This window comes from Arthrobacter sp. 35/47 (assembly GCF_000520475.1).
Lineage (GTDB): Bacteria > Actinomycetota > Actinomycetes > Actinomycetales > Micrococcaceae > Arthrobacter_D > Arthrobacter_D subterraneus.
The window spans coordinates 7,215-17,993 of the sequence record NZ_KI914617.1 but is presented as its reverse complement, the minus strand read 5'-3'; the positions used below and the strand labels follow the sequence as shown (position 1 = coordinate 17,993).

Below are 10,779 nucleotides of genomic sequence, written 5' to 3'. Positions count from 1 at the left end.
GGCTTCAATCCCGCCGCAAGGATGCCCGGTCAGTTCTCGCACCGGCTCACCCGCTGGTGCTGGAGGAAGTGCGCTACCCCGACGACGCCGCCGAGCTGGCACTCCGCGCGTCACTCACCCGTGCCAGGCGGGAGCCCTGAGATCAGCTCGGTCGGTCAGAGCGTGTCCCCAGAAAATGCCAAGAACCCGCGCGCATAGTAGCGGTATGGGACAGCAACTAGCCGACGAGGTGGTCGCCATTCACGGCGTACTCACCGACACGCGCCCGATTGATTTTCATGGTGCCGGAGTGGCAGGAACTATCAATCGACTCACAATTCCACTCAGGGAACGTGGGATTGCAGTGCAGCTTGAGACACCTCATCACGGCATGGCGATCGACCGAGCAAGTGCGGCCCTCCTGTACCGGTGCGCTCAGGAGCTCCTGAGCAACATCTACAAATACGCTGAAGCCACTACGGTCACGGTCCGGCTGGCAAGTACGTACCACGGTATCCAGCTTCGGGTGTCGGACGACGGGGTCGGGTTCAATGTGCCTCGGGCCACTACCGGGAGGCGCTCCGGGATGGGGCTTCGGCTCATGCGCAGTGCAGTGGATCTGGCAGGCGGGACCACCGTCATCAGCGCAGTCCCGGGCCAGGGGACAAGCATCTCGGTGACCTTACCGGTGGACTGAGGTTGGTCGGTTATCCCAGGGCTGGGGCGCCCGGCGTCAGCGGAAGCTATGCCCCGCGCCGCGTTAGTTCTGTTCCGGCCGGTGCAGCGGCAGCGTCACCGTAAACGTGGTTCCAGCGCCCGGCTGGCTGGTGCAGCGGATGGTTCCGCCGTGGCTGTCGACAATCGCCTTGGTAATTGACAGGCCCAACCCAACGCCGGGGATAGTGGATTGACGGGCGGCCTCCGTGCGGAAGAACTTTCCGAAGATCAGCTTGGTCTCGTTCGGGGACATGCCGATGCCCGTGTCCTGCACCTCGAGCAGGGCCGAGTCGCACTCCTCGCGGGCCCGTACGGTGACGGTCCCGCCGTCGGGCGAATACTTGATCGCGTTGGACAGAAGATTGTCGATCACCTGCCGGATCCGCAATGGGTCGGAGCTGGTCCAGAGGATGTCCGGGACATCCGCTTTCAGACTGACCCCCGTATCTGCAGCCTGCGGGCCGGCCGATTCAATGCTGTTCTCCACCAGACCCGTGAGGTCGGTGGGGCGCAGGTGAACGCTGGCTGCCCCGGACGCCGAGGCAAGCAGGTTGGACACCAGCGCGTACAGCCGTTCGGCGTTGCGGCGGGCTACCGAGAGCTGGCGTTCGGTGTCGGCCGGCAGGCCATGGTCCTCGTCATCCAGCACGAGATCAAGGTGCCCGATGATCGAGGTGAGCGGCGTCCACAGCTCGTGGGACACGTTGGATACGAAGTCCTCTTTGGCGCGGAGCGCCTCGACCATATCGGTGACGTCGCTGGAGACGATCACCGATCCGGCGAATTGCCCATCGCCGTCCTTGATGGCGGTTGCGGCGGTCATGACGGCGCGCTGTGATTCCTTCGGACCGATCCACACGAGGTAATTGGCGAAGGTCTCGCCGGCCGCCGCGCGATGCACCGGGTACCGGTTGGGCTGTACCGGAGTGGATTTGTCCGCCGCGTAGAGGTGGCTGCCGCCGTCGTCGTCCTGTTCACCGGCCTTGACGAGGCGGTCATAGGACCGCTGCTGCCGGTTGGTAAGGGTGCGGTTGCCATGTGCGTCCAGGGCAACCAGCCCGACGTCGATCGTGTCGAGAATGGCTTCGAGAACCAAAGCGCGTTCGGCGTTCTCGCCCTGCAGCCGGTCGACCTCCGCCTTGGACGCTTCGAGTTTGCGCTGGCTGTAGTCAGAGTTGAGGCTGGCGAAGCGGAGGGACACGGAGACGGTGGCCATTGCCAGGCCGAGGAGGACGGCTGTCCAGAACTGGCTGGGGGGCGCGAATCCCAGGAGCGGGGGAACCGCCAGGATGACGAAGGGCCCCAGGAAACTTGCGAGCAGGCTCAGCCTCGTCCGTATGGCCGATGCGGAAATCCAGATCACGGGGAATATAGCCAGAAGGCTCAGCCCGGGCAGCACGTCCACCGAGCCGTTACGGGTCAGGCCGATGGCCACGAAGTCAAGCAGCGGGATGATCACGTAGGAGCCCGGCCGGAATCTCTCCCACGGGGTCAGGAAGCTCGCGGCGAGCAGTCCGGCGTGCAGCACCAGTCCGGCGAGGAACAGGGGATTGGTGAACAGGGAGGGCGCGGTGATGGAGACGATAGTCGCGATGATGGCTACAAGGAGCGCCAGCGGCAGCTCACATAACCCGATCCGCGTGCGGTAGTGCAGGGTTGAATAGAGGTGCTTCGCCTTCAGGTACATCACGCGTTCACTCATGATGTCGCCTGGCACGCGCACAGAACACTGAGGACATGCCTCTGAGACCACGACATAACGACCATTATGTCCCTACTTGGGACATAACGGGGAACCAGAACTCCCGGATGGTGCACGAAGTTCCCTATTTGAGACCGGTCCGCGCGTATGCTGTGAAACACGCGGCAGTTTCAGGACGGTCGCACTGGTCCGCCAATTGTGATCAGGTAGAACAAACAGTCCTGTCGGGGCAGGGGGAATAGTGGCCGATCCAGGTACAGCCGTAGTCATCGAGGATGATCTCGACGTGCGCAACCTTTTGAGCACGGTGCTTACGCAATCCGGGTTTACAGTCCAGGCCGCCGCCGATGGGCGCAGCGGGGTTGAGGCCGTCAAGGAGCACAATCCCACTTTGGTCACCCTTGATGTGGGGCTGCCGGACATCGACGGCTATGAGGTGCTGCGCCGGATCCGCGGATTCAGTGACTGCTACGTGATCATGCTGACCGCCCATGACGAGGAAATCGACACGCTCACCGCATTGCAGGCAGGCGCCGATGACTACGTCACCAAGCCCTTCCGCCCACGCGAGTTGCGGGCCCGGATCGCCGCGATGCTGCGGCGCCCGCGGAGTGGCCCTCCCAGTGAAAAGCCAACGACGGCGGCGGCACCTCCTGCGGAGGAAACGGCACCGCCGGCGCGGCCGGACTCGCTTCTGCGCCACAACGGTCTGGTGCTGGATAAGGACACCCGGACGGTGACCGTGCGGGGCGAGGAACTGGTGCTGACGCGCAGCGAGTTCGATCTGCTCCATGAGCTGCTGCGCAGCGCGGGAGCCGTCCGGACCAAGGGAGACCTGGTGCGGGTGGTCCGGGGGCAGTATTACCGGACCGACACCTACATCAGTGAAGCAGATGAACGTGCCATCGAGGTGCATATAGGGAACCTGCGCCGGAAGCTGGGGGAGGACCCCCGGAGCCCCCGTTGGCTGATGACCGTGCGCGGGGTCGGCTACCGGCTGGTGCCGAGACGAGCCGACTGAGTTCCAGGGTCCGGGTTAGTTCTTCTGAAGGTGCATGACCGTCAGTTCCCGCATGGTGCGGAGCCCACAGCGGTGCAGGTGGGGTAGCACCGCCGCAGCTTCGTCAAGACTGCCTTCCCGGAGCAGTTTCTCCAGCCCGCGTGCCAGCGCAACCAATTGGGTTGCTCCCACCATGGTGGACGTGATCTTGAGGCTGAGGACTGCGTCGAGTGACGCCGCCTGGTTTTGGCGGGCAACGGCCGAGGAGAGGCGCAACTCCCGCTCATCCCAGACAGCAACGTAATCGCGCACAAAGGCCCGGGCAGCCGCGGCGCTGTCGAGCTGATCCTCAAGATCATGGAGCACGTCAGGATCGACCAGCGGTGCCCTGTCTGTGCGGTCGCCGCCGCTCAGGTCACCCCGCGCATCAGCATCGTCAACAGAGTGCAGGGGTTCTGCGTCACTGTCGTCCGCGCTGCAGCAGGAGAGGGTCATGAGCTAACGCTACTTTCTGAATCTAGGAGAAGTGGGTGAAACGGGTGATGCTGTGGAAAGCCTGCGGAATTCTTCGGCTTGCGCACTCTGCGACTCTGAACTTGAAGTTCAGGAGCCGCTGAACGTCGCAATGGCGTTGATGATTGCCGGCCCGAGAATAATGATGAACAGCACGGGGAAAATGAAGAACAGCAGCGGAAACAGCACGGTCACGGGCAGCTTCATGGCCTTTTCCTCGGCACGCTGGCGCCGCTTGACGCGCATCACCTTCGCCTGGGTACGGAGAACGCCGCTGAGCGCGATGCCGTAGGCGTCCGCCTGGACGATCGCCTTGACGAAGCTGCGGAGTTCAGGGATGGTCGTGCGGTCGGCGAGGGCCAGGTAGGACTCGCGCCGGCTGCGGCCCACCTGCATGTCCTGCAGGGTGCGGACCAGTTCTTCGGCGAGCGGTCCCTTGCCCGTTTCGCCGGCCCGCTGCATGGCGCTTTCGAAGCCGAGGCCGGCCTCGACCGAAATCAGCATCTGGTCCAGGGTGTTCGCCAGTTCCAGCTGCATTGCCTTCTGCCGTTCCTGGCCTTTGCTGTAGAGCAGGAGATCCGGGATGAAGTAGCCCAGCACGGTCAGAAAGATGGCGAGCATGGTGATCATTGGTTTCTGGGCGGCGCTCGCCATGAGGTAGCCGAGTCCCGCACCGACGAGGCAGAGCGCGGGCTTGGCGCCCAGCACACGCCCCAGGGGCAACGTCGCGGGGCGCCCAGCAAGCGCGAGCAGCTTGTCCAGTTTCTCGATATACGACGCCGGGGTCAGCCTGAAACCGAAGCGCGCCAGCGTGCCGAAGCGCTCAGCACGGACCTCCTCGGACGCGCTGATGCCACGGGTGAGATTGGCCTGGACGCTCTTGTAGATCTTGTTTCCCGGGTCGAGCAAAGCCCACGCCAGGTATCCGAGGGGAGCGGCGACGAGCAGCAGGGATGTCAACAGCACTGGATTCACGCCGGCCTCCTAGAACTTCAGATCGATGATTTTGCGTAGCCACAGGCAGCCGATGGTCATCATGACCACCGACGCGCCGATCATGACCCAGCCCAGCGGCTCCTCGAACAATGGGTTGACGTAGCCGGGGCTCACCACTGTGAGCATGGCGCCAATGGCGAACGGCAGTGCCACGAGGATGTACGCCGAGAACTTGCCTTCCGCGGCGAGCGCGCGGATCTGTCCCTTGATTTCGCTGCGCTCGCGGATGGTCGCCCCCACCTGGTCGAGTACATCCGCGAGGTCCCCGCCGACCTCGCGGTTGATCTGGATGGCCTGCGCTATCCAGGTGAAATCTTCGCTTTCCATCCGGGTGGCGGTGTCGGTCAGGGACGCCAGCAGATCCTTGCCCAGGCTGGTCTCCGTCACGACGCGGCGCATCTCATCCGAGGTTGGAGCATCGGCCTCAATCGCAGCGGCATCGATAGCCCGCAGAATACTGTGGCCGGCCCGTAGGCCGCCGGTGAGAAGCTGCAGGGTATCGCCGAGCTGGTCATCAAACTTTGCACGCCGGCGGCTGATCCGGAAGATCAGGGCGAGGTGGGCCACGAGTGGAGCCAGGAGAAGAAACAGGATCCCCAGCAGAGGGCCGCCCACCACCAAGCCGAGGGCCAGTCCGCCAAGGCCGCCGGCAATGACCAGCAGGAACATGTCCGCCTGGGTCAACCGAACGCCAGCCGTTTCCAGAAGCTCCGGACGGTAGAGCCGCTGCGGACGTTTCTTCAGAAAACGCTCCACGGAACGCACCGCGGATCCGGCGAACCGGGTGAGCTTGGAGTCCGACTCTTCGACCGGCGGACGACGGCGGTCCAGGGGGACCGCAGACTGGTGCGGTCGCGTGGCAAGGAAGAGCAGCCCGAGGGCAGCGAAAATCAACGCCGTCCCATACAGGAACATTAGGTTCGTCGGGGTCATCGGTGCTACCTCCGGCCGCTCAGCGCAGCGCCGAACACCGCCGGAGATACGGTGATGCCCATGTCCTCGAAGCGCTCCATAAAACGTGGCCGGATGCCGGTAGGGATCGGCTTGCCCAAGAAGCGTCCGGAGGAATCCACCCCCGCCGAGTAATCGAACACAAACGCGTCCTGGAGAGTGACGACGTCGCCCTCCATCCCCTGCACTTCGGTGACGTGGGTGATCCGGCGGCTGCCATCCCGAAGGCGGGAGATCTGAATGACCAGATGGACGGCGGACGCAATCTGTTCGCGGATGGCGCGGAGCGGCAGGTCCATACCGGCCATCAAGACTAGAGTCTCCAGACGCGCGACGGCGTCTCGCGGGGAATTGGAGTGGACCGTGGACAGGGAGCCGTCGTGGCCCGTGTTCATGGCCTGGAGCATGTCGAGGGACTCACCGCCACGGACCTCACCGATGACGATGCGGTCGGGCCGCATACGCAGGGAGTTGCGCACGAGGTCACGGATGGTTACCGCGCCCTTTCCCTCGGTGTTCGGCGGGCGGCTTTCGAGGCGCACCACGTGCTGCTGCTGAATCTGGAGCTCCACGGCATCCTCGATGGTGACGATGCGGTCGCCGTGGGGCAGGAAGGAAGAGAGCACGTTGAGCAGTGTCGTCTTGCCGGTACCGGTGCCGCCGGACACGATGATGTTCAGCTTCGCCTTGACGCACGCGTCAAGCAGTTCCGCCATTTCGGGGGTCAGCGTCCCGAAATTGATGAGGTTCTGCACGGTCAGCGGCGTCTTGCTGAACTTACGGATGGTGAGTGAGGAGCCGTTCACGGCCAGCGGCGGGATCACGGCGTTGACACGGGAGCCGTCTTCGAGGCGCGCGTCCACAAAGGGGGAGGACTCGTCAATGCGGCGGCCGACCTTGGAGACAATGCGTTCGATCACCCGGCGCAGGTGCTCCTCGGACTTGAACCGGGTGTCGGCGAGGACCAGCTTGCCGCGGCGTTCGATGTAGATCTGGTCCGCCCGGTTCACCATGATCTCGCTGATGTCCTCGTCGTCCAGCAGGCGCTGGAGAGGGCCGAAGCCAAGCACATCGTCGGCAACATCCTGAATGAGGCGGCGGCGCTCGTCCGGCGTGAGCGGAACCTGCTCGGCATCGATGACCTGGCTCAGCTCTTCGCGGGCAACGACGCGAAGGTCTTCTTCCTTCAGGGTGGAGTCACTGAAACGGGCACCCATGCGCTCGTAGAGCGCTTCCGCCGCACGCTGCTTCAGCCCGGCGAAAACGTCAACGCGGCTGCCGTGAGTTTCCGGACCGGCGCTGGCGGAGCCGGCGACGACGGCGCTCTGGTAGACGGACGAGGGAGCTTCCCCCGCCGAGGGCGTAGACGTTGACGGTTCAGGTTTACGCGGAGGTGGGCTCTTGACGGGCGCTGACGGGTCTGCCTGCTGAAGGCGTTCTGAGAGTTTCATCAAATAACCACCCTCCGGTGCAGTTTGCGCTGGCTGGTTGCCCGCCATTTCGGATCGAATCGCTGGACCAGGCCACGAAGCTTTTTGGTGGCGGGGTCCCGTACGTCGTTTTGCAGCAGCGGTACTCCCCGGTTGGTGGCCAGGGAGAGCCCTCGTGAGCGGGGGATCGAGACGTCCACAGGCGCACCGAGGGTAGCTTCGACATCCTGGACCGATAACCCGGTTTTGGAGTCGGCAAAGTTCAGGACAACGTGGCGAGACTCGGGAAAGAGATCGAGCTTGCCGAGAACGTTGAGGCCGGAGCGCAACCCACGCACGCTGGGCACATCCATGCCGGTGACCCAGACGGCGTCCGTACACTGTTCGAGGGCTGCGAGGCTGTGCTCGGTGAGCCCGGGCCCAGTGTCAATGACCACATAGGGGAACTCTGAGGTCAACTGTTGTATGAGGACCGCCAGCTGATCGGCGGAGATGCTGTCGGCATCGGCAGGATTCGACGGAGCACACAGCGCGTAGATTCCCGACGGATGTGGCGTCAGAAACGCTTTCAGCACCATCGTGTCTTCACTTGCGGAGCCTGAAACGGCGTCGAGCACCGAGTATTCGGGTGTGAGGTACAGGTTGGAGGCGACGTCGCCGAACTGGAGGTCGAGGTCCACCAGCACAACGCCCATGGGGGCCAGCTTGCCAAGCCCCACCGCGAGGTTGGTTGCGATGGTGGTCTTCCCAACTCCACCCTTGGGGGAGAAAACACCGATCACCATTCCCTGGTCCTGCTTGGCTACGGTCTGCACGTGTTCTGCGCGGTGGCGGCTGGCATACGCCTGACACGCGCGTTCAAGCAGCAGTCTGATGCTCGGGATATCGGCCGTCGGATCGATGACGTCGCGGATACCAGTCCGCATCGCGGACAGCACCACGTCGGCGTTCTCCTCAGCGACCAGCACCATGCTCAGGTTTGGGAAGCGGACATCGACGATTGTTGCGAGGCGCAGTGCACCGTCCAGAGGCACACCGGGCCCGAGGACCAGCACCTCCGGTTGCTGGACCATCAGCAGATCCAGCACGTCTTCCGGCTGGGCGACCAGGTTGGGACTGAAGGTCAGCACATCACCGGCGAGTCCACCAGCGGTGGCAAGGCGAAGTTTTTCCTCGAAGGAGACATCGGCTGTGATGAGAAGGAAGCGGCTCATCGGTACAGTTCCTCGTCGTTGACAATGAATGGGGGAGCGTCGCCCTCTGCGGCGGTTGCCTTGCTGAGCCAGATGGACTCGAACTCGCTGGCGAAGACAAGCCGGGTGGCCTGGTCGGGATTGAGGGCGATGGTCACCATCAGGGAACCGCTCGGCAGCGCCTCAGCTTCTGCTGCAGCTATTTCTTCCTCGGTCATCTCCACGCCCTCGGCAGCGGGTGCGGGCTCTGGGGCGCGTTGCACGGACGAGACAAGAACTCTGGGTACAACCAGTTGGGTGGACTTTTCGCTGCCGGAGGACTCCCCGCCCTCCTCTTCTCCTTCGGATCCGCCCGCGCCCATGGACATGAACACGCCGACATAGTCCCCGGGAGCAACCCGCCCACCGGCGATGCGCTGCGGCTCAACAAGGATGGATACTTCATGCAGCCCCGCGGGAACTTCTACAGACCCAGGGGTCACGAGGTCTTCGGGCTTGACCAGCCGCTCTGCCACGAGTTGCTCACCTGGCACTAGGTCAACCGCTGTCACCATGCCCGCGGATCCTTCGAGGGTGGGGAGCGCCGTGTCAGCGACCGACTTGCCCGGCAGCTGGGTGGTTGCCACGGAGGCGGCGAGATCCGCAACCGGCGTGCCAGCCGGAACTTCAGCCTGAACCACCAGGACGTCGACCGGTTCGAGGTCCTCAACGGCACGGGCGTCGGCGCGGTTGGCATAGGCAAATACCATGACCGCTCCGACGAGGGCGAGGACTATAGCGGCGACGCCGGCGATGAGGCGGGACTTCACAGGGAGCTCCAGATACTAGAAATTGAAATCAGCTGGTGAGTTTGACAACGGTGGCGCCATAGGGCGTGACGGGCCCCAGTTCATAGTCGCTGGACAGCGCCGTGTAGGTAATAAAGCGTCCAATGATGCCTCGGCATGAACCGGAACACGCGTTGGTCCCTGCCCACTCCGTCCTGTTGCGAAAGGTCAGCGGCAGCGTGCTCGCGCCAGCGAACTTCCAGCCTCGGACCTCGAATGCAGCGAACGCGTTGACGTCGTAGATCGTTCCTGATCCCGTTCCAGTCACTGATTCGAAGACGGGCAGGAGCACAATAACGGGCTTGCCTGCGTTTATGTCCGCTGCCCATCCGTTGAGCAAGTTATCGCAGTTCCCGGGCGGGTCATTGCCCGTGTTCGTGGACGCCTCGTTGACGGCAATGTCAATATAGGCGCCACAGCTTCCCGGGTCTTGTACGAGCCAACCGAAGCCTCCGGGCGTATCCCCCCCAGCGGATGTGCTAGGACAATCGTCAGTCGTACTGTCGCCATGGCTCCGAATGAGCTGGACCGCACCGTCAATCAGTACATTCGTGACCTGACATCTCGAGATGGTCAGCGGGAAGGGCGATGTTCCTTTGCTCGGGCTCCCCCAGATCACAGAAGATTTTGCCACAACCGACGACGCCGGTATGCCGAGCACATTGGCGAAGTAGAGCGAGACCCGGTTATCTGTCCTTCCAGCTTCGAGAGGATCAGCGGTGACAGTGACCTTGCGGTTCGGTACATCCAGGGCGATGGACTGGACGTTACTGAGATTGTCCAGCGAATTCTTGTCCACCAAATCCTTCGCGAGTGGCGAGGTGATGGTGCACTTAGGGTCCGCGGTGTTCTTGGCGCACGCCTGTGCGATCCCAAGAGCGCCGGCGTCTGCCCCGTTCTGAAGTTGAGCTTTCTCGGAATAGAGCAGTCCGACGTCAACTGCGAGGGCACCGAATCCGAGCAGGACCACCATGAGAAGAGCGACGATAACTGCGGCAGCGCCGCGTTCTCCGTCCTGCTCAGGTGCTAACCGCCGCATTGCATAACACCCCTGCCTGTCATCGAGAATGGGCCCGCGATGCCTGTCAGCGAGCTCAGACTGTAGGAGATGGTCATGGATACCTGCCGACCGGCGGCGCATGTAGTGGGGCTCGGGCTTGAGGCAGGTGTCGTCGCGAAGGTGAAAGCGAAGGTTGGGTTGGTCGCCGTCGGATTCAGGGTAGACATGGCGTTGGTGGCCGCGGTCCGGGCATCCGCCTGCACGGTGGTAATCGCCATGACGCGCACCCCTTCACGGGCAGCGTTGGTGAGGGTCACCTGTGCGTTGTAGGCCCGGCCAAATTCCATGATGCCGAGGAGCAGCAGGAGGAGGACAGGAAGAAGGAGCGCCATTTCGACAGCTACGGCTCCGCGCTCGTTCTTCTGACCCATTTCGTTCCTCACATTGTGACGGGTTGGTGTGGCGGGTAGA

11 protein-coding genes and 1 pseudogene are annotated in these 10,779 nt (G+C 63.3%); 3 read left to right on the top strand and 9 right to left on the bottom strand.

The features are described 5' to 3' along the window. Both X803_RS22875 and X803_RS0114180 read left to right on the top strand, forming a co-directional pair. A pseudogene (locus tag X803_RS22875) lies at window positions 1-140 on the top strand (tRNA pseudouridine(38-40) synthase TruA); the annotation flags it as partial. A 65-nt stretch (window positions 141-205) separates the two neighbouring features. Further along, window positions 206-676 (top strand): sensor histidine kinase, encoded by a 471-nt coding sequence (locus X803_RS0114180; protein ID WP_026545637.1) that lies wholly within the window; start codon window positions 206-208, stop codon window positions 674-676. Window positions 677-739: 63 nt separating this feature from the next. Here X803_RS0114180 and X803_RS0114175 read toward each other — a convergent pair whose 3' ends face one another. Then, window positions 740-2,398 (bottom strand): PAS domain-containing sensor histidine kinase, encoded by a 1,659-nt coding sequence (locus tag X803_RS0114175; RefSeq protein ID WP_026545636.1) that lies wholly within the window; start codon window positions 2,396-2,398, stop codon window positions 740-742. 241 nt (window positions 2,399-2,639) lie between these two features. Between X803_RS0114175 and X803_RS0114170 the strand changes: the two genes are divergently transcribed. After that, on the top strand, window positions 2,640-3,419 hold the full coding sequence (locus tag X803_RS0114170) for a response regulator transcription factor (protein ID WP_026545635.1): 780 nt from the start codon (window positions 2,640-2,642) through the stop codon (window positions 3,417-3,419). 15 nt (window positions 3,420-3,434) lie between these two features. Here X803_RS0114170 and X803_RS20265 read toward each other — a convergent pair whose 3' ends face one another. The 8 genes from X803_RS20265 to X803_RS0114130 form a co-directional block, all read right to left on the bottom strand. Beyond that, entirely contained in the window at window positions 3,435-3,893 is a 459-nt protein-coding gene (locus tag X803_RS20265; protein WP_051470779.1) for an Hpt domain-containing protein, read from the bottom strand. 108 nt (window positions 3,894-4,001) lie between these two features. Beyond that, on the bottom strand, window positions 4,002-4,886 hold the full coding sequence (locus X803_RS0114160) for a type II secretion system F family protein (RefSeq protein ID WP_026545634.1): 885 nt from the start codon (window positions 4,884-4,886) through the stop codon (window positions 4,002-4,004). A gap of 9 nt (window positions 4,887-4,895) precedes the next feature. After that, the gene (locus tag X803_RS0114155; protein WP_084033811.1) at window positions 4,896-5,840 is read right to left on the bottom strand and encodes a type II secretion system F family protein; all 945 of its coding nucleotides are present in this window, start codon (window positions 5,838-5,840) and stop codon (window positions 4,896-4,898) included. Between the two features lie 5 nt (window positions 5,841-5,845). Then, window positions 5,846-7,309: a TadA family conjugal transfer-associated ATPase gene (locus X803_RS0114150; RefSeq protein WP_026545632.1), complete on the bottom strand. Its 1,464-nt coding sequence runs from the start codon at window positions 7,307-7,309 to the stop codon at window positions 5,846-5,848. Continuing rightward, the gene (locus tag X803_RS0114145; protein ID WP_026545631.1) at window positions 7,309-8,502 is read right to left on the bottom strand and encodes a CpaE/TadZ family protein; all 1,194 of its coding nucleotides are present in this window, start codon (window positions 8,500-8,502) and stop codon (window positions 7,309-7,311) included. The genes X803_RS0114150 and X803_RS0114145 overlap by 1 nt, the downstream gene beginning before the upstream one ends. Then, window positions 8,499-9,290 carry a Flp pilus assembly protein CpaB gene (gene cpaB, locus X803_RS0114140; RefSeq protein WP_026545630.1) on the bottom strand — a complete coding sequence of 264 codons (792 nt, stop codon included), beginning with the start codon at window positions 9,288-9,290 and terminating at the stop codon, window positions 8,499-8,501. The genes X803_RS0114145 and cpaB overlap by 4 nt, the downstream gene beginning before the upstream one ends. Window positions 9,291-9,318: 28 nt before the next feature. Continuing rightward, window positions 9,319-10,347 carry a pilus assembly protein TadG-related protein gene (locus tag X803_RS0114135; protein ID WP_026545629.1) on the bottom strand — a complete coding sequence of 343 codons (1,029 nt, stop codon included), beginning with the start codon at window positions 10,345-10,347 and terminating at the stop codon, window positions 9,319-9,321. Further along, window positions 10,335-10,739 (bottom strand): TadE/TadG family type IV pilus assembly protein, encoded by a 405-nt coding sequence (locus X803_RS0114130; protein ID WP_026545628.1) that lies wholly within the window; start codon window positions 10,737-10,739, stop codon window positions 10,335-10,337. The genes X803_RS0114135 and X803_RS0114130 overlap by 13 nt, the downstream gene beginning before the upstream one ends. Window positions 10,740-10,779: the final 40 nt, after the last annotated feature.